Below are 16,799 nucleotides of genomic sequence, written 5' to 3' on the forward strand. Positions count from 1 at the left end.
GCGATCCGCGGCCCTGAAAGGGGCGCGGGGAACTGCGCGACCAGCCACAACCGGCCCGCAGATTCCCCGCGAATACAAGCCCCCACACCGAGCCCCGTCCTACAGGCACAGCGCCGGCGTCACGCGCCGAATGCCTTGCTCTTCCCCTTCACCGGCTTAGCGCCGGCGAGAAGGTGCTTAGGGACAAGATCCCGGGCAGGTTCCGAGTAACCAACGGACACGATCTTGTCGCCGCGATAGGTGAACGTCGTCAAAGAGGCGAGCGTGCACTGCCGCTTGCGCGGGTCGTGCCAAAGGCGCCTCTTCTCCACGAAGCTGCGCACGATCCAGATCGGCAGCTGATGGCTCACGCACACGGCCTCGTGCCCGCGCGCCGTGTCCTTGGCCGCGTCGAGGGCGCCCATCATCCGCACGACCTGCTCGACGTACGGCTCGCCCCAGGACGGCTTGAACGGGTTGACCAGGTGCTTCCAGTTCTCCGGGTTCTTCAGGGCGCCGTCGCCGACGCCGAAGGTCTTGCCCTCGAAGACGTTGTCGGCCTCGATGAGCCGCCCGTCGGACGCCAGGTCGAGGCCGTGCGCCTTGGCGATGGGGGTCGCGGTCTCCTGCGCCCGGTCCAGGGGGGAGGCCACGACGTGTGTGATGTCCCTGGTGGACAGGTGCTCGGCGACGCGGTCGGCCATCTGCCGGCCGAGGTCGGAGAGGTGGTAGTCGGGAAGGCGGCCGTAGAGGATCCCGTCGGGGTTGTGCACCTCGCCGTGGCGCATCAGGTGGACGACGGTGATCTCACTGCCCGCACTGGTGTTGCCCGCGGTCATGCGGTGGCCTCCGGGGAGTTCGTGGCTTCGGCCGCCGCGCGCGCGGCGGCCGGCAGGGCGGCGGCGACGCGCTCGACGGCACGCTCGTCATGGGCGGTGGAAACGAACCAGGACTCGAAGGCCGACGGCGGCAGATAGACGCCCTGCGACAGCATCGAGTGGAAGAACGCGGTGAAGCGGAACGACTCCTGGGTCTTGGCGTCGTCGTAATTCCGCACCTCACGGTCGGTGAAGAACACGGAGAACATATTGGTGGCGTTCTGCACGCGGTGCGCGACGCCTTCCTTGTTCAGCGCCTCGCTCACCAGGCCGCGCAGTTCGGCGGAGACGGCGTCCACCTTCTCGTACGCCGCGTCGTCAAGGAGGCGCAACTGCGCGAGACCCGCGGCCGTGGCGATGGGATTCCCGGACAGCGTGCCCGCCTGATAAACGGGCCCGACCGGCGCGAGATGCCCCATGACATCGGCGCGGCCACCGAAAGCGGCCGCCGGGAATCCGCCGCCCATGACCTTTCCGAAGGTCATGAGATCGGGCGCCACCCCGTCAACTCCGAACCATCCGGCTTTACTTGTCCGGAATCCGGTCATGACCTCGTCGGAGATGTACAGCGCGCCGTTCTTCGCGCACGCGGACTTCAGGCCCTCGTTGAAGCCGGGGCGCGGCGGCACCACGCCCATGTTCCCGGGCGAGGCCTCCGTGATCACACAGGCGATCTCGCCGGGGTGGGTGTGGAAGGCCTCGTGCACGGCCTCCAGGTCGTTGTACGGCAGGACGATGGTGTCGCCCGCCTGGGCGCCGGTGACGCCCGGCGTGTCCGGCAGGCCGAGGGTCGCGACGCCCGACCCGGCCGCGGCGAGGAGCGCGTCCACGTGCCCGTGATAGCACCCGGCGAACTTGATCACCTTGGCGCGCCCGGTGAAGCCCCGGGCCAGGCGGATGGCGGACATCGTCGCCTCGGTGCCGCTGGAGACGAGGCGGACCTGCTCGACCGGGGCGATCCGGTCGACGATCTCCTCGGCGAGGGCGACCTCGCCCTCGCCCGGCGTGCCGAAGGAGGTGCCGCGGGCGACGGCCTCCTGGACGGCCGCGGTGACCTCGGGACGGGAGTGGCCGAGGATCATGGGTCCCCATGAACACACGAGGTCCACGTACTCGCGGCCATCGGCATCCGTCAGGTACGGACCGGTACCGGACACCATGAAACGGGGCGTACCGCCCACGGCGCGGAAGGCGCGTACGGGCGAGTTCACACCGCCGGGCGTCACGGCCGCCGCACGGTCGAAAAGAGTCTGCGAAACTGGGGCGCTATACGGGAAGCTCACATGAACCATGGTGTCAGAGGGTCCGGACATCGTGGCCGGGCCTCCTGTGCGGCGGTTTTCCACGCTGTCGGCCTCGCCGTGGGGCCGTTGTGCGGAAATCCTGTGGACTGGTGTTTCACCCCACGTTTCGGCGGGTGACCGTGGGGGAGGTCACTGACACGATGATCGGGTTGCGCGGCGGGGTCCGCGCGCTCTAGAAAAGCAGTCGGGTGGAGATATGCAGCGCGGTGGCGGACTGGGCGAGGGGACCGACGGCCTGGGTCCCCGGCGTGCCCGGCGGGGCAAGCACCGGCGAGAGGCAGAGGCGGTCCCGGCACCCGAGCAGCGGACGCCGGACAAGGTGCAGCGTGAGCGGGCGGGAAACAGGAGCGGCGGGGTGGGGGTGACCTACAAATACTTCGGCGCCCCCGACGGCGCCACGGCGGCCCGGGTCCCCATCTCGATGCGCCCCGAGGAACTCGGCGGCGACGAGCTCGGCATGGGCGGCATGTTCACCAAGATCAAGCCGGAGACGATGGCCGCGATGGTCCTCACCGGCATCGAGGGCATACCCCTGCACAAGGTCCCCCCGCTGGAACTGGTCGTGCTCCACCCCGACTACGCCGTCGTCAAGCTCCCCATGACGGTCGTCGACCCGCTGCGCGGCATCGGCGAGGAGTCGGTCGGCGCGGCGGCCTTCATCTGGTCCACGGTCCCCGACCGCGGCGGCCCCAGGGACGCCTTCAACGTGTATCAACTCCTGCACGAGTGGCAGGACTTCTCCCACCGGCTGCATGAGGCCGGGCATCAGCCCTACTGCTTGGTGTGGCCCTGACCTGATCGCTCGGTGTGGCCCTGACCTGCCCCTGTGAGGGCTGACGCCGGGGCTCTCCCCCGGCGCGGTAGTGCTCGGCGAACAGCCGCGCGACGAGTTCACCCCGGCTGGAGACCTCCGCCTTGCCGAAGACGGCCTTCAGGTGGTCGCGCACGGTGTGCGGGGAGATGAACAGCGTCGCCGCGATCTCGGCGGTGGGCAGCCCCCGCGTGACGAGCTGGGTGATCTGCAGCTCGCGCGGCGTCAGACCGTACGCCTCGGCGACGAGGACCGCCCGGTCGGCGGCGGCCGCCGGTTCGATGACGACCGCCACGGGGCCGGGCTGCCCGCCCGGACCGCTGAGGCAGGAGGCGTGGCAGGTCAGCCAGCGGCCGTCGACGGTCCGGATGCGGGTCCTCGCGCCGCCCGTCCGCTCCCGGCCCCGGGCGATCGCGCGGGCCTGCAGAGCGGTGGCGACCAGCCAGATCGGCACCCTCAGACCCAACTGCGAGGGGACGGAGGGGCCTTCGGGGAGCCGTGCGAGGTGCTGCCGTGCCTCCTCGTTGACCGAGGCCGGTTCACCGGAGGGATCGAAGAGCACCAGTCCGGGCGCGGGCGCGTCGGTCCGGCCGTCGGACGCGGACGGGCGGGCGAACCGGCGCAGCCGCGAGGCCAGCGGAGCGGACAGGCCGGCGAGCAAGGTGATCTCGTCCTGGCCGAACGGGGCGCCGTCGCCCATGCGGAACAGGCTGATCACGGCCCAGGGCCGGTCGCCGACCCGCAGGACGGCCCGCAGTTCGTCCCCCACGCCCTGGCTGCCGAGCAGTCGGCGAAAGCGCGCGCTCCGTGCGGGCAGGTCACCGGTGGCCGCGCGCAGGCCGGCCGTCGGCACGGCGGCACGGGCGAGGTCCCGGAACGGCAGGACGTCCTCCTCCAGGAGTTCGCTCTCCCAGTACGCGGCGCAGCCCTCACCGGAGCCGAGGTTCTCCACCAGCATCGGCGCGGTGATGAGACCGGTCTCCGGGTCGGTGGCCGCCCACACCGCCGAGTCGAACGGTACGAGCCGTCGCAACTCGGCGGACGCCCGGCTGAAGAGGTCGTGCGTTCCGGTGGCCCGGTCGGCGCCCGACAGCACCTTGGTGTGAGCGGACAGCACCTCGTCGTGGCGACGCGCAGCGGACATGGAGACACCCCCGTGGTCTGGACGCGGACAAGCGTGCCCGTCCTCCCGTCCCGCACCAACCCCCCGTTCGAGGGGGTCGTTCCCGGGCCGGTCACCGCTCGCGGGGGATGGGGCCCCGCACCGGGACCGGCAAGGCTCGAAGAGGCCGCGGCTTCCATCCGACCGCGGCCCACGACGGGAAGGGGAAGAGCGTGGACATCGCCATCGTCGGAGCGGGTGCCGCCGCGGTCGGCCTGCTGGACACACTGGCAGCCACCGCCGACAGACCGGGGACCATCACGGTGTTCGAGCCGTCCCCGCACCTCTGGCGGGGCCGCCCCTACGGCCCGGACCTGGACACGGTGCTGGTCAACTCGCCACCGGCCCTCATGTCGATCCGCCACTCGGACTTCGGGCACTACGCGGCCTGGCTGGGCCCGCGCGGCACCGCCCACCTCGATGAACGGCTGGGCCAACCGCTGGTCCCGCGCGCGCTCTACGGCGCGTACCTCGCGCACACCGCGGAGACGGCGTCGGCGGCCCTGCGCGCGAACGGCTGGCAGGTCCGCACCGTCACCGGCCGCGTCACCGGCGCCACCCGGCCCGGGGCCCACTGGTCGCTGCGCACCGAGGACGGGCACACGCACGAGGCCGACCACGTGGCCCTGTGCGTGGGCGGGGGAACGCCGCAGGACCACTACGGCCTCGACGGCGCCCCGGGGTACGTGAACGACCCGTATCCGCTGGCCCGCACACTCGAACGGGTCCCGCACAGGAGCGGCGTCACGGTCATCGGGACCGGCCTCACCGCGGTCGACATCGTCGTGTCACTCGCCGCACGCGGCCACACCGGGCCGATCACGCTGCTGTCCCGCAGCGGTGTGCTGCCCCACGTGTGGCAGCGTCCGGTCGGCCACCGGCCGCGACAGATGACCGTCGAGCGGGTGGCGGCGCTGCACCGGGACCACGGCTCCGTCACCCTCGACGACCTCGTCGGGCTGCTGCGCGCCGAACTGGCCGAGGCGGGAGAGGACTTCGACGACCTCGTGGCCGAGCTGCTCGCGACCGGGACCGAGGACCCGGTCCGGCGCCTGCGGAAGCAACTGGCCGCCGTCGACGACCCCAGGCGCGGCCGCCGACTCCTCCAGGAGACGGCGCACAGCGTGGGCCCCTACGCATGGCGACTGCTGTCCGAGCCCGACCGCACACGGCTGCTCCGGCACTTCCGCACGGCGACGAGCGTGGCCTCGCCGATGGTGCCGGTGAACGCCGCCACCCTGATGCGGCTGGCGGACGCCGGGCAGCTCACCGTCGTCGCGGGCGTCCGCAAGATCGAGGCGTCGGACGGCGGGTTCCGGGTGCACGGCAACCACGGGGAAAGCACCTCTGACGTCGTCGTCAACGCCGTGAACCCGCCGCCGCAGGCGATCCCCCGGGCCGCCGGACCGCTGGTCACCGCCCTGCTGGCCGACGGCTCCGCGAAGCTGCACCCGGCCGGCGGACTGGTCCCGGCCGACCCGCGCCTGCACGTGGTGGGGGACCTCGCCGGGGGCGGTTCGTTCCTCACGTCCAGCATCCCGGGCCTGGCGGCCCAGGCCGCCCGGGCCGCGCACGCGATCGTCGCCCCGCATCCCGGTCAGCAACGGCCCCGGTCAGCAACGGTCCCGGTCAGTGACAATCCCGGTCAGTAACAGTCCTGGTCCCGGTCAGGACTTCTTCAGGACCGCCTGCATCACCGCCTTGGCGATCGGCGCGCCCAGCTTGCCGCCCGCGATCTCGGAGCGGGTGATGTCCATGTCCTCGGGGTCGACGAGCACCGCGACCGCCACCGGCGAGGTGCCGTCGGACTGCTTGGCGTAGGACACGAACCACGCGTACGGCCGCTGGTCGCGCACGTTCGAGCCGTGCTGCGCGGTGCCGGGCTTGCCGCCGACGGTGACGCCGTCGATGGCCACCTTGTCGCCGGTGCCGTCGGTGACCGTGTACTCCATCATCTCCTGCACCTTGCGCGCGGTCTCCGGCGAGACGGCCTGCTCCAGCTCCTCGGGCTCGGTCTTCTCGACCGTCGAGAGGTCGGCGCCGCGCAACTCCTCGACCAGGTACGGCTTCATGACCTTGCCGTCGTTGGCGAGGCCCGCGGTGACCATGGCCATCTGGAACGGCGTCGTGGTGACGCTGCCCTGGCCCATGCCGGTCAGCGCCGTCCCGGGCTTGTCCAGCTTCTCCGGATAGCCGCTCGCGGACGTCCGTACGGGCATGAACTGCTCCTCGTTGAAGCCGAACCGCTCCGCCGTCTCCCGCATCTTGTCCTTGCCCGTCCGCAACGCGGCGTCGAGGAAGACGTTGTTGCACGACCACTGCATCGCGGTCTTCATCGACACCTTGTCGCACATGTCGTTCGGCACGACGTTGCCGATCTCCGTCGAGCTCTGCGGCAGCCGGTAGGGGGCCCGCGCACGGGACCGCTCGTTGATGTCGCCGACCGTGCCGTGCTCCAGGGCGGCGGCCGCGGTGAGGATCTTGAAGGTCGAGCCCGGCGGGTACGCCTCGCGGAACGCCCGGTTGTTGAGCGGCTTGGCCTTGTCCTTCCTCAGCTTCTCGAAGGCCTTGCCGTCCTTGCCGGAGATCCCGGAGAACACCGACGGGTCGTACGAGGGCGTGCTCGCGAGCGCCAGGATCTTGCCGGAGCGCGGGTCGATGGCGACCACCGCGCCCTTGGCGTCCAGGTCGGTCAGGCCCTTGTACGCGGCCTTCTGCGCCTTCGGGTCGATGGTCGTGACCACGTCGCCGCCCTTGGGCCGCTCGCCGGTCAGGGTGTCGAGGGGCGAGCCGAGCAGTCTGCTGTCCCTGCCGGTGAGCAGGTCGTTGTGCACGCCCTCCAGGAACGTCTGCCCCTGGGACTGCGAGAAGAAGCCGGTGACCGGCGCGTACATCGGGCCGTCCTTGAAGACCCGCTTGTACTTGAAGTCCGATCCCGGCGTGGTCACGGAACCCGTGACGGCCTCGCCGCCGACGATGATGTCGCCGCGCGGCTGGCCGAAGTCGGCTATCTTCACGCGCCGGTTCTGATCGTGCTCGGCGAGGGTCTCGGCGCTCACGAACTGCACCCAGGTCGCGCGCACGAGGAGGGCGAGGACGAGCAGCCCGCAGAAGACGGCTGCGCGGCGGACGGTCTTGTTCATCGGTCGCTCACGTTCATCGGTCGCTCACGTTCATCGGTCGCTCTCGTTCATCGGTCGCTGCGCTCCTGGTTCTTGGCCGCCCCGTGCGGGGGTCGCGGGCTCTGGTCGGTGAGGAAGCCGAGGACGGTGCCGGTGGTGTCCAGCGCCGTGCTGGCGGGGCCGAAGCCCTTGGGCGGGGTGACGCGCGTTCCGGGCCAGGTGTGACCCGCGTCGCGCACGACGAGGAGTTCGACGGGGACCGTGCCGGGGCCGGGACGCCACACGGTGCGGTCGTAGCCCTTCCGGGACTGCTCGACCGGAGGCTTCGTACGACCGGCCGTGGCAAAGGCCTTGACGCTCGAGCGGGCCGACTTGGTTGCCATGATGGGCTCCTGGCCCTTGGGGGCGGGCCCGGGACGGGCCAGGCCCGTGACCGGACGCACCGGGTCCTTGGCCCCGTAGACGACCATCACCGGCACCGGCCCCGTCGGCCGCACCTCGTCCCGCCCCGTGGGCAACTGCCCCGCGACGGCCACGGCCCCCGCCACCAGCTTCGGCCGGTCCGCCGCCACCCGCAGCGCCATCGAGCCGCCGTTGGAGAACCCCACGACGTACACCCGCCGGGGGTCGGCCCGCTCCGTGCGGACCAGCTTGTCGACCAGGGCCTGCGTGAAGCGCACGTCGGCGTCGGGGTCCGGGCGCTTCCGGGACGGCGCCGCGCCCGCGCCCCACGTCTTGCGCAGGGCCTCCGGGTAGGCGACGAGCATCCCGCGCGCCTTGGCCGCCTCGTTCAGGCCGGACAGTTCGCGCATCTCGGCGGGGTCGGCGCCACGGCCGTGGAAGGCGACGACCAGCGGGCGCGGTCCCGTGCCGGACTTGGCGGGCTTGTGCAGCAGGTAGTCGCGGGTGGTGCCGTCCACGCGCAGCCGCTCGCGGGTGTCGGCGGCGGCCGATGGCTTCGGGGAGTTCGAGGACGTACCGGAGCCGGAGTCGGTGGAGCAGCCCGTGACGAGGGCGAGGCCCACGACGAGGACGCCGGACCAACGGCGCACGGCGCGTCGACGACGTACGCGAGCGGGGGCGGGCCGTACCCAAGAGAGCGAGGTCAGCGAGGTCATGGAGGGAGCAGATCAGCGCCGCACCCCCTATGTCCAAGTTCGATATCACTTACTTATTCATTAATCTGCGATATCGTCGCTGCTCGTGGACCTGATGCGGCACCTGGAGTGCTTTGTGGCTGTTGCGGAAGAGTCACATTTCGGTCGGGCCGCCGAACGCCTCGGCATGGCCCAGCCACCCCTGTCGCAACGCGTCCAGCGCCTGGAGCGCCACCTCGGCGTGCGCCTCTTCGAACGCACCAGCAGACAGGTCACCATCACCAAGGCCGGGACGCTGCTCCTCGACGAGGCCCGCGAACTGCTCGCCCGGTCCGAGGCCCTGCTCGCCACCGCCCGCCGCATCCGCGACGGCGAGAGCGGACTGCTGCGGGCCGCCCTCCCGCCCGACATCGCGGGCGAGACCGTCGCCGCGCTCCTCGCCGACTTCCGCAGCCACCACGCGGGCGTCGAACTGGAACTGCGCGAGCTGACCACCACCCAGCAGCTCGCCCAGCTCACCGCGCACGACCTGGACGTCGGCCTCATCCACCACCCCTGCGACGTCACCGGCCTCGAACTCGGCCCGGTGCTGCGCCGCGAGGTCGGCGTGCTGCTGCCCCGCGGCGCCCCCGCCGCCGCCCTCACCGAGGTCCCCCTCACCGCCCTCACCGGCTACGACCTGGTCCTCTTCCACCGCAGCGCCGCCCCCGCCCTGCACGACGACCTCCTCACCACCTGCGCCCGCGACGGCTACACCCCGACCGCCGTCCGGCACGGCCAGGGCGCCAGCTTCGTGCGCGGCCTGATCCTGTCCTCGCACGCCGTCGCCTTCAGCCCCAAGGACGCCCACCCCGTCCCCCCTGCGGGCACGGAGCCCGACATCGTCTGGCGGCCTCTGGCCGGCGCCCCGCTGGCCTGGCGGCACTCGGTGGCCTGGCCCAAGGGGCGCGGCGACACCGCGGTGGTGGCGTTCGCCGAAGCGGTCACGCGCGCCCTGCACGACACCGCCGCCCTGACCGCCGACGCGCCCCCGCGTCCGCTCCATCTGCGTCCGACCGCGGAGTACTGGCTGTGACCACGACCCCCATCCGTCTCCAGGACGCGTTCACCGAGGCCGGCGTCACGGGCCGACTGCACGCCGTCGACATCGACTCCGGCGCGGAGGTCGGCGTCGGCGCGGACCAGCCCGTCGTCACCGCGAGCGTCCACAAGCTGTGCGTCCTCGTCACGCTGCACGAGCAGGCCGCGGCGGGCCGCCTCGACCTCACCGAGCAGATCGAGTGCCCGCCCACCGACCGCACGTCCGGCCCGACCGGGCTCGCCGCGATGCTCGACCCCGTACGGATGTCCCTGCGCGACGCCGCGTACCTGATGATGGCCGTCAGCGACAACACCGCCGCCGAACTCCTCCTCGGCCGCGTCGGCCTGGACGCCGTCAACGCCACCACGGCCCGCCTCGGCCTCGCCCGCACCCGCGCCGTGCACAGCTTCCGCGAGATGTTCGCCTCCATGCGCGAGGACGCGGGCCCCGGCGGCGCGCAGGCCCTGACCGACCCCTACGTCATCGCCCGCCTGCGCGCCCTCGACCCCGCCCGCACCAACCACAGCACCCCGCGCGACATGACCCGCCTGCTCGGCGCGGTGTGGCGGGACGAGGCCTGCACCCCCGAGCACGGCGCGGCCATGCGCCGCGTCCTCGGCCTCCAGGTCTGGCCGCACCGCCTCGCCGCGGGATTCCCCTTCGACGACGTCCACGTCGCGGGCAAGACCGGCAGCCTGCCGACCGTGCGCAACGAGGTCGGCGTCGTCGAGTACCCCGACGGCGGCCGCTACGCCGTCGCCGTCTTCACCCGCGCCGCCCGCACGGCGGCCACGCTGCCCTCGGCGGACGCGGTCATCGGGACGGCGGCGCGGATCGCGGTGGAGGCGCTGCGGACGCCGTCGCCGTCGTGAGGCGGGCCGGTGGCCGGGTTCAGCTCCAGTGCGGGTCCCGCCCCGTCGCCGCGAGCAGCCGGTCGAAGTCCGAGGCATCCTCGGACACCGCCACCGGCTCGTCGAGGACGCCCATCGCACGGGCCGTGGGGCCCAGCTCGGCGACGGCCGCGCGCAGGGTGTCCACGACGTCCGGTACGCCGCTCGCGGCCTCCTCGTCCGTCCCGTACTCCTGCCCCGTCGCGCGGGCCAGGTCCCAGGCGTGCACCGTCAGATCGAGCAGGACCATCGAACCGACCGTCCGCGCGGGCATGTTCATCGCACCGGTGGTGCCCTCGTCGGCCCCGGGCGCGGACCAGGCGGCGACCACCTTCTCCGTCTGCTCCGCGAACCGCTCCCGCCAGTCGTCGCCCTCGGCCACGTAGTCGGGCGTATCACCGCCGAAGTCGGCGTTCCGCTTGGCGGCCAGCTCCTGGAACTGCACGACGACGTGGAAGAGGTGGTTCACCAGGGCACGCACGTCGTACTCGGCACAGGGCGTGGCCGCGTCGAGGCGGTCGTCGGGCAGGTTCCGCACCACGGGCAGGGCATGCGCGGCGGCGACGGCCAGGAGGTCTCCGGTCTTGTGAGTGGTGTTCATGGGACGACCGTAGACAGCCGGGGCCCGGCCCGTCTTGAACAAACGCGACAGCCCCGCAGAGCGCGTCCGGGGCCGCTGTCGGTACCCCGCCCTACGATCACGCCATGCCCGGCCCCTCCGCCTCTCCCCCTCCGTCCCCCGGCACCCCCCGCCGCGACACCCGGGGCATCGTCGACGCCTCCGGCCTGCTGACCCGCGTACGCTTCCGACGCCACGCGCCCGCCGAGCCGCTCCGCCCCTACCTGGAGCACTACTGGCTGATCGACTGGGACCTCACCGAGCCGTACATGACGCACGTGGTGCCGCACCCGTCGGTGAACGTCGTCTTCCAGGACCTGCCGGGCCGCGCGCCCTTCGGGGAGGTCGCGGGCATCGGCCTCGGCCTGTTCAGCAAGGAGCTGACCGGGCGCGGGCGGGTGTGCGGGGTGCAGTTCCGGCCGGGCGGCTTCCGGCCGTTCGCACCCGGGCTGGCGGTGGCGGAGCTGACGGGGCGGGAGGTGCCCCTGGAGGACGTCTTCGAAGACGTGCGTCCGGACGCGGGTGCGGTGGCCGGGCCGACCGGCGTGGCCGATATGGCCGACGCGGCCGACATGGTCGGCATCTCTGACGCGGCCGACGCGATCCTCGCCCCTGACGACGAGCACGCGCGCGTGGCCGCCCTCGACGCCTTCCTGCTGCGCCACGGCCCCGCCCCCGACCCGCAGGCCGACCTCGCCATGGCCCTCGCCGACCGCATCCGCGCCGACCGCGCGATCCGGCGCGTCGGCGACCTCGCGCGCGAGGCGGGCCTGTCGGTGCGGGCGCTGCAACGACTGTTCTCCGCGTACGTGGGGGTCGGCCCGAAGTGGGTGATCCTGCGCTACCGCATCCACGAGGCCCTGGAGCGCGCGGAGTCTGCGGCGACGGTGGACTGGGCGGACCTCGCGGCGGGGCTCGGGTACGCGGACCAGGCACATCTCGTACGGGACTTCACGGCGACCGTGGGGGTGCCGCCGACGGCGTACGCGGCGGGCTGAGGCGGGGCGGCCCTCAGGACGGCGGGGGGTGCGGCGGCCGTCGACGCGCCGGGCATTGTCAGACCCTCCGCCTACCGTGAGGCCATGGAGAGAACACAGGCTCAGGATGTCCGGCTCGCGCCCTGGTCGGAGGGCGACTTCGAGCTGCTCGTACGGCACAACTCACCCGAGATGACGGCGCACTTGGGCGGCCCCGAGACCCACGAGAAGCTGCTCGACCGCCACCGTCGGTATCTGGGCCTGGACGACGGCCGCGGAGGCCGGATGTTCCGGATCGCGGCGGGCCCCGAGGGGGCGTCGGCGGGCATCGTCGGCTTCTGGGAGACCCACCACAAGGGCGAGGACGTGTGGGAGGCCGGCTGGGGCGTGGTCCCCGAGTTCCAGGGCCACGGCATCGCGGGCACGGCGGTCCGCCTGGTCGTGGCCGAGGCCCGCCGCGAGGCCCGCCACCACCACCTGCACGCGTTCCCCTCCGTGACCAACCCCGCGTCCAACGGCGTGTGCCGCAAGGCGGGCTTCACGCTGCTCGGGGAGGAGGACATGGAGTACCCGAAGGGGCACTGGATGCGGTGCAACGACTGGCGCCTCGACCTGCGCGACCTGACGGACACGGGCGGGCCGGTTCAGAAGTAGTACGAGTCCCCGGTGTCGAGGACAAGCACCGCATGCTCGTTGTTGCGGGGATTGTGGTCGACGGCGCCGCCGTTCCAGACGGTGCCCACCGTCACCGTCACCTCGCGGGGCGCCCCGCGGAGCCGCACCGCGAGGTGCAGCCGCTCACCGCGCGCGCCCGCGGGCAGCGCACCCGTGCGGCACAGCACCCCGCGCTCACCGGACCGCACACAGGTGTCCGGCAGCCGCGTGCCGTCCTCCAGGGGCACCGACCAGACAAGACGGACCGTGGCACCCGGGACGTCGTCCGGGCCGTGGTTCTCCGGCGTCAGGGAGACCGCCGCGAGCCCCCGGGTCATGGCCACCTGCCCGTGGTACGCGACATCCGCCTCCGGCACCGCGTCCACGTCCGCCACGGCGCCCCCGCTCCCCCACAGCACCGCCCCCGCGACCACGGCCCCCACACAGAGCACCCGCACGACTACCTCCACGCCACCGACGCCGATCCCGACGTCCGTCCCGGATCCACGGCGCCGCCGACATCCACACCACCGGCGCCCACACCACCGCCATACATGCCACCCCCCACGGCCCCGGACCCCCCAACCCCCCACATGCCACCCTGTTGACCACACCCGCCCCCACTCCGCCACCGCGTCGCCCCCCCCCCACTCCGCCCCCGCTCCCAAGGCCAACACCGCCCCTCCACCCCGGGCAGGCCGCGCCTATGCTGACCGAGGCAGTACGGAACGCACGTACGGAACGCACGTACGAAACGAACCCCAGGGAGCCCGCATGTCCGCCGCCGCAACGCCCCGCAAGCCCGGCATCGCCATCGTCACGGGCGCCAGCGGCGGCATCGGCGCGGCCACGGCCCGCGGCCTCGCGGCGGCCGGGTACCGGGTCGTCCTGACGGCCCGCCGCAAGGACCGCATCGAGACCCTCGCGGCCGAGCTGACCGACGCCGGGCACAGCGCCACGGCGTACGAGCTCGATGTCACCGACCGCGCGGCCGTCGACACCTTCGCGACCGCCTTCCGCGAGATCGCGGTCCTGGTGAACAACGCGGGCGGCGCGCTCGGCGCCGACCCCGTCTCGACCGGCGACCCGGCGGACTGGCGCCAGATGTACGAGACGAACGTCATCGGCACCCTGAACGTCACCCAGGCCCTGCTCCCGGCCCTCACCGCGAGCGGCGACGGCACCGTGGTCGTCGTCTCCTCCACGGCGGGCCACGGCACGTACGAGGGCGGCGGGGGCTACGTCGCCGCCAAGCACGCCGAGCACGTCCTCGCCGAGACCCTGCGCCTGGAGATCGTCGGCACCCCGGTCCGCGTGATCGAGGTCGCCCCCGGCATGGTCAAGACCGAGGGCTTCGCGCTCACCCGCTTCGGCGGCGACGCGGACAAGGCCGCGAAGGTCTACGCGGGCGTGGCCGAGCCCCTCACCGCCGACGACGTGGCGGACACGATCACCTGGGCGGTCACCCGCCCGCCCCACGTCAACATCGACCTCCTCGTGGTCCGCCCCCGCGCCCAGGCGTCCAACACGAAGGTCCACCGGGAGCAGTGATGACCTACGCCGCCGACGACCCCGGCACCCCCGGCGGCTCGCCCGACTCCCCGGACCCCCTGGACCGCCTCATCCACGAACAGGAGTCCCGCCAACTCGCCCAGGAGAAGAAGAACGAACGCCTGGTGTGGTGGTACCTGGCGTACTTCCTCTTCGGCATCCACATCGTGGCGTTCATCATGATCTACGCGGTCATGCACGCGGAGTAGACGTCCCGCCTTCACCAGCACCCCGCCCCGGCCCGAACGCGAGTCACCCACACCGGTGAACGCGTCCTATCGCCATGCGAGTTGATGTCCGGCCTGCCTAGGCTCAAGCCGACAACATCAAACAGACGGCCCCCAGCCGGGCGGCATCCCGGACCGAGGGCCTGACCAAACAGGAAGGCTCACTTCCTCATGGCTGAACACGAGCCTAGCGGTCACCGGTTCATGGACCTCGAAGTCCCCGAGTACGCGTACATGTTCGGGTTCTTGCAGATGGATGGGCATCTCTCTGCGACGACACGGGACAGAGGGAGGCTGGCCTTGGAGATCAGCGCCTGTGACTCCGCGATTCTGTACGAGTTCCAGCGCTTGACGCCCTATAACAGCACCATCAGCGAACGGACCCGCTCCACCAACTTCGCCGAGACCCATACTTCGGCCATCTGGAACCTGCACTCCCTCGAGGCCAGGACAACGGTCAACCGACTCGGCCTGCCCTACGGCCGCAAGTCCAAAGTGGTAGGTCCACCAAGTGTCGCGTTCTCCCAACGCGACTACGTCCGCGGAATCGTCGACGCTGACGGCTCGATCGGCTATACGGGCCAGGGCCTACCGTTCGTCTCACTCACGACAGCCAGTACCGCCGTAGCCCGCTACTTCAGCCAACACGCCCATGCACTCACGGGTGCTGAGCGCACTTTGACCCGTAACGCGCGCGACGGCGTCTACAACGTCCTCTACGTCACAGAAACGGCACAGGCACTGGCGGCGGATCTCTACTACCCGGATTGTTTGGCACTCGAGCGCAAACAGTCCTCAGCCACGTCCGTCCTGAGCTGGACCCGCCCCGCAGGCTCGAAAGTGAAGCCACCGCGTATCCGCTGGACACCCGAAATGGACAGGAGGCTGCTGGCAGCGCCAACGATCAAGCACGCCGCATCAGAGTTGGGCTATTCCTTAAGCGCGTGCCAAGTGCGCCGCTGGAAGCTTCGCAACGGACTGGTTCAGCAACCCGACTGACATGGGTGGGTGAGGGCACCGGTTTCGGCTGCCCTCACCCAGGCGGTCAGCCCTTGACGCAGATGACCTGCTTCAGCTTGGCCACGGCCTCGACGAGGTCGCGCTGGCTCTCCATAACCCGCTCGATCGACTTGTACGCAGCCGGAATCTCATCCAGGACGCCCGAGTCCTTGCGGCACTCCACGCCTCGGGTCTGCTCTTCCAGATCCTGCACCGTGAAGCGGCGCTTCGCGGCATTGCGGCTCATCCGCCGCCCCGCACCATGCGACGCGGAGTTGAAGGCCGCCTCATTGCCGAGACCTTTCACGATGTACGAGCTGGTGCCCATCGAGCCGGGGATGATGCCGTAGTCACCGGAGCCCGCGCGGATCGCCCCCTTACGGGTGACCAGCAGGTCCATGCCGTCGTACCGCTCCTCCGCCACGTAGTTGTGGTGGCAGGAGATCTCTTGCTCGAAGCTCGGCGCGGCCTTCTTGAACTCTTTGCGAACCACGTCCTTGAAGAGCGCCATCATAAGCGCGCGGTTGTGCTTCGCGTACTCCTGCGCCCAGTACAAGTCGTTCCGGTAGGCCGCCATCTGCGGGGTGTCCGCAACGAACACCGCCAGGTCACGGTCCACCAGGCCCTGGTTGTGCGGCAGGTCGCGGGCCACACCGATGTGATGCTCCGCCAGCTCCTTACCGATGTTCCGCGATCCGGAGTGCAGCATCAGCCAGACCGAACCAGACTCATCGAGACAAAACTCGATCATATGATTTCCGGACCCAAGCGTTCCCATCTGCTTGACGGCCCGCTCCTGACGGAACTTGACCGAATCCGCCACCCCGTCGAACCGCCCCCAGAAGTCGTCCCACCCTCCGGTCGGCACCCCGTGGAACTTCCCCGGCTCGACGGGGTCCTCATGCATCCCCCGCCCCACCGGAATGGCCTGCTCGATCTTCGACCGCAGTCGCGACAGGTCGTCCGGCAGATCGGCGGCCGTCAACGACGTCTTCACCGCCGACATCCCGCAGCCGATGTCGACGCCGACCGCCGCCGGGCACACCGCACCCTGCATGGCGATCACGGAGCCGACCGTCGCGCCCTTGCCGAAGTGGACGTCCGGCATGACGGCCAGGCCCTTGATCCACGGCAGCGTGGCGACGTTGCGCAGCTGCTGCATCGCGGCGCCCTCGACCGTCTTGGGGTCCGCCCACATCCGGATGGGAACGTTCGCCCCGGGCATCTCTACGTACGACATAGCTTCCTCTTTCCCCCGTACAACAACAAAAGACTTGAAGCGCAAATACCGGTGCCAAGGTCGACGTATGGGATAACGGACCGGCATCCACAGCGGCGCGTGCGATACACATTGTGTCCACCGGCCGTCCGTCGGCGGCAACCGAATAACCAGGCCGGACAGGCCCGGTGGCGCGGCCCGCACGGGTCGGCCGGACCCGTCCACGTCG

Annotated in this window: 17 protein-coding genes; 9 read left to right on the top strand and 8 right to left on the bottom strand. The window is 71.4% G+C overall.

Annotated features, from left to right (window positions below; genetic code table 11):
* Positions 1 to 119 precede the first annotated feature (119 nt).
* Both ACFVHO_RS26755 and hemL read right to left on the bottom strand, forming a co-directional pair.
* Complete coding sequence (locus ACFVHO_RS26755; protein WP_385719554.1) at positions 120 to 818, bottom strand: histidine phosphatase family protein; 699 nt, start codon at positions 816 to 818, stop codon at positions 120 to 122.
* Positions 815 to 2,149 carry a glutamate-1-semialdehyde 2,1-aminomutase gene (hemL, locus tag ACFVHO_RS26760; protein WP_385719557.1) on the bottom strand — a complete coding sequence of 445 codons (1,335 nt, stop codon included), beginning with the start codon at positions 2,147 to 2,149 and terminating at the stop codon, positions 815 to 817. The genes ACFVHO_RS26755 and hemL overlap by 4 nt, the downstream gene beginning before the upstream one ends.
* Before the next feature lie 208 nt (positions 2,150 to 2,357).
* On the opposite strand from hemL, the gene ACFVHO_RS26765 reads away from it, so the two are divergent.
* Positions 2,358 to 2,954 carry a hypothetical protein gene (locus ACFVHO_RS26765; RefSeq protein WP_385719560.1) on the top strand — a complete coding sequence of 199 codons (597 nt, stop codon included), beginning with the start codon at positions 2,358 to 2,360 and terminating at the stop codon, positions 2,952 to 2,954.
* Here ACFVHO_RS26765 and ACFVHO_RS26770 read toward each other — a convergent pair.
* On the bottom strand, positions 2,863 to 4,116 hold the full coding sequence (locus ACFVHO_RS26770) for a LuxR C-terminal-related transcriptional regulator (RefSeq protein ID WP_385719563.1): 1,254 nt from the start codon (positions 4,114 to 4,116) through the stop codon (positions 2,863 to 2,865). The two genes, ACFVHO_RS26765 and ACFVHO_RS26770, sit on opposite strands and share 92 nt — an antisense overlap.
* 191 nt (positions 4,117 to 4,307) lie before the next feature.
* Here ACFVHO_RS26770 and ACFVHO_RS26775 point away from each other — a divergent pair, with 191 nt between their 5' ends.
* Positions 4,308 to 5,786: an FAD/NAD(P)-binding protein gene (locus tag ACFVHO_RS26775; protein ID WP_385719566.1), complete on the top strand. Its 1,479-nt coding sequence runs from the start codon at positions 4,308 to 4,310 to the stop codon at positions 5,784 to 5,786.
* Positions 5,787 to 5,801: 15 nt separating this feature from the next.
* Here ACFVHO_RS26775 and ACFVHO_RS26780 read toward each other — a convergent pair whose 3' ends face one another.
* Together ACFVHO_RS26780 and ACFVHO_RS26785 are read right to left on the bottom strand one after the other, a co-directional pair.
* Positions 5,802 to 7,277 carry a peptidoglycan D,D-transpeptidase FtsI family protein gene (locus ACFVHO_RS26780; protein ID WP_385719569.1) on the bottom strand — a complete coding sequence of 492 codons (1,476 nt, stop codon included), beginning with the start codon at positions 7,275 to 7,277 and terminating at the stop codon, positions 5,802 to 5,804.
* Between the two features lie 47 nt (positions 7,278 to 7,324).
* Positions 7,325 to 8,374 carry an alpha/beta hydrolase family esterase gene (locus tag ACFVHO_RS26785; RefSeq protein ID WP_385719571.1) on the bottom strand — a complete coding sequence of 350 codons (1,050 nt, stop codon included), beginning with the start codon at positions 8,372 to 8,374 and terminating at the stop codon, positions 7,325 to 7,327.
* Positions 8,375 to 8,459: 85 nt separating this feature from the next.
* Here ACFVHO_RS26785 and ACFVHO_RS26790 point away from each other — a divergent pair, with 85 nt between their 5' ends.
* Complete coding sequence (locus tag ACFVHO_RS26790; protein ID WP_385719574.1) at positions 8,460 to 9,428, top strand: LysR family transcriptional regulator; 969 nt, start codon at positions 8,460 to 8,462, stop codon at positions 9,426 to 9,428.
* A complete protein-coding gene (locus tag ACFVHO_RS26795) occupies positions 9,425 to 10,306 on the top strand; it encodes a serine hydrolase (RefSeq protein ID WP_385719577.1) in 882 nt (293 codons plus the stop codon). The genes ACFVHO_RS26790 and ACFVHO_RS26795 overlap by 4 nt, the downstream gene beginning before the upstream one ends.
* A gap of 19 nt (positions 10,307 to 10,325) precedes the next feature.
* Here the strand turns inward: ACFVHO_RS26795 and ACFVHO_RS26800 are convergent, their stop codons facing one another.
* Positions 10,326 to 10,925 (bottom strand): TIGR03086 family metal-binding protein, encoded by a 600-nt coding sequence (locus tag ACFVHO_RS26800; protein ID WP_385719580.1) that lies wholly within the window; start codon positions 10,923 to 10,925, stop codon positions 10,326 to 10,328.
* Between the two features lie 104 nt (positions 10,926 to 11,029).
* Here ACFVHO_RS26800 and ACFVHO_RS26805 point away from each other — a divergent pair, with 104 nt between their 5' ends.
* Entirely contained in the window at positions 11,030 to 11,941 is a 912-nt protein-coding gene (locus tag ACFVHO_RS26805; RefSeq protein ID WP_385719583.1) for a DUF6597 domain-containing transcriptional factor, read from the top strand.
* An 84-nt stretch (positions 11,942 to 12,025) separates the two neighbouring features.
* Positions 12,026 to 12,574: a GNAT family N-acetyltransferase gene (locus ACFVHO_RS26810; RefSeq protein ID WP_385719586.1), complete on the top strand. Its 549-nt coding sequence runs from the start codon at positions 12,026 to 12,028 to the stop codon at positions 12,572 to 12,574.
* On the opposite strand, the gene ACFVHO_RS26815 is transcribed toward ACFVHO_RS26810, so the two are convergent.
* Positions 12,565 to 13,044 carry a hypothetical protein gene (locus tag ACFVHO_RS26815; RefSeq protein ID WP_385719589.1) on the bottom strand — a complete coding sequence of 160 codons (480 nt, stop codon included), beginning with the start codon at positions 13,042 to 13,044 and terminating at the stop codon, positions 12,565 to 12,567. The two genes, ACFVHO_RS26810 and ACFVHO_RS26815, sit on opposite strands and share 10 nt — an antisense overlap.
* Before the next feature lie 304 nt (positions 13,045 to 13,348).
* Here ACFVHO_RS26815 and ACFVHO_RS26820 point away from each other — a divergent pair, with 304 nt between their 5' ends.
* The 3 genes from ACFVHO_RS26820 (at position 13,349) to ACFVHO_RS26830 (ending at position 15,351) form a co-directional block, all read left to right on the top strand.
* Positions 13,349 to 14,125, top strand: a complete 777-nt coding sequence (locus ACFVHO_RS26820) for an SDR family NAD(P)-dependent oxidoreductase (protein WP_385719591.1) — start codon at positions 13,349 to 13,351, stop codon at positions 14,123 to 14,125.
* The gene (locus tag ACFVHO_RS26825) at positions 14,125 to 14,334 is read left to right on the top strand and encodes a hypothetical protein (RefSeq protein WP_385719594.1); all 210 of its coding nucleotides are present in this window, start codon (positions 14,125 to 14,127) and stop codon (positions 14,332 to 14,334) included. Before ACFVHO_RS26820 ends, ACFVHO_RS26825 begins: the two co-directional genes overlap by 1 nt.
* Positions 14,335 to 14,652: 318 nt before the next feature.
* Positions 14,653 to 15,351, top strand: coding sequence for an LAGLIDADG family homing endonuclease (locus ACFVHO_RS26830; protein WP_385719597.1), 699 nt, complete (start codon positions 14,653 to 14,655; stop codon positions 15,349 to 15,351).
* Between the two features lie 46 nt (positions 15,352 to 15,397).
* On the opposite strand, the gene ACFVHO_RS26835 is transcribed toward ACFVHO_RS26830, so the two are convergent.
* Positions 15,398 to 16,591, bottom strand: coding sequence for an RtcB family protein (locus ACFVHO_RS26835; RefSeq protein ID WP_385719696.1), 1,194 nt, complete (start codon positions 16,589 to 16,591; stop codon positions 15,398 to 15,400).
* Between the last annotated feature and the right edge of the window lie 208 nt (positions 16,592 to 16,799).

The sequence above is a fragment of the Streptomyces sp. NPDC127108 genome (genome assembly GCF_042677545.1).
In the GTDB taxonomy this organism is placed as follows: Bacteria; Actinomycetota; Actinomycetes; order Streptomycetales; family Streptomycetaceae; genus Streptomyces.

Coding starts and splice junctions, on each gene's coding strand:
- ACFVHO_RS26805 (WP_385719583.1), top strand. CDS start 11,030: ATGCCCGGCCCCTCCGCCTCTCCCCCTCCGTCCCCCGGCACCCCCCGC.
- ACFVHO_RS26755 (WP_385719554.1), bottom strand. CDS start 818: ATGACCGCGGGCAACACCAGTGCGGGCAGTGAGATCACCGTCGTCCAC.
- ACFVHO_RS26765 (WP_385719560.1), top strand. CDS start 2,358: ATGCAGCGCGGTGGCGGACTGGGCGAGGGGACCGACGGCCTGGGTCCC.
- ACFVHO_RS26785 (WP_385719571.1), bottom strand. CDS start 8,374: ATGACCTCGCTGACCTCGCTCTCTTGGGTACGGCCCGCCCCCGCTCGC.
- ACFVHO_RS26825 (WP_385719594.1), top strand. CDS start 14,125: ATGACCTACGCCGCCGACGACCCCGGCACCCCCGGCGGCTCGCCCGAC.
- ACFVHO_RS26820 (WP_385719591.1), top strand. CDS start 13,349: ATGTCCGCCGCCGCAACGCCCCGCAAGCCCGGCATCGCCATCGTCACG.
- ACFVHO_RS26810 (WP_385719586.1), top strand. CDS start 12,026: ATGGAGAGAACACAGGCTCAGGATGTCCGGCTCGCGCCCTGGTCGGAG.
- ACFVHO_RS26835 (WP_385719696.1), bottom strand. CDS start 16,591: ATGTCGTACGTAGAGATGCCCGGGGCGAACGTTCCCATCCGGATGTGG.
- hemL (WP_385719557.1), bottom strand. CDS start 2,149: ATGGTTCATGTGAGCTTCCCGTATAGCGCCCCAGTTTCGCAGACTCTT.
- ACFVHO_RS26800 (WP_385719580.1), bottom strand. CDS start 10,925: ATGAACACCACTCACAAGACCGGAGACCTCCTGGCCGTCGCCGCCGCG.
- ACFVHO_RS26780 (WP_385719569.1), bottom strand. CDS start 7,277: ATGAACAAGACCGTCCGCCGCGCAGCCGTCTTCTGCGGGCTGCTCGTC.
- ACFVHO_RS26770 (WP_385719563.1), bottom strand. CDS start 4,116: ATGTCCGCTGCGCGTCGCCACGACGAGGTGCTGTCCGCTCACACCAAG.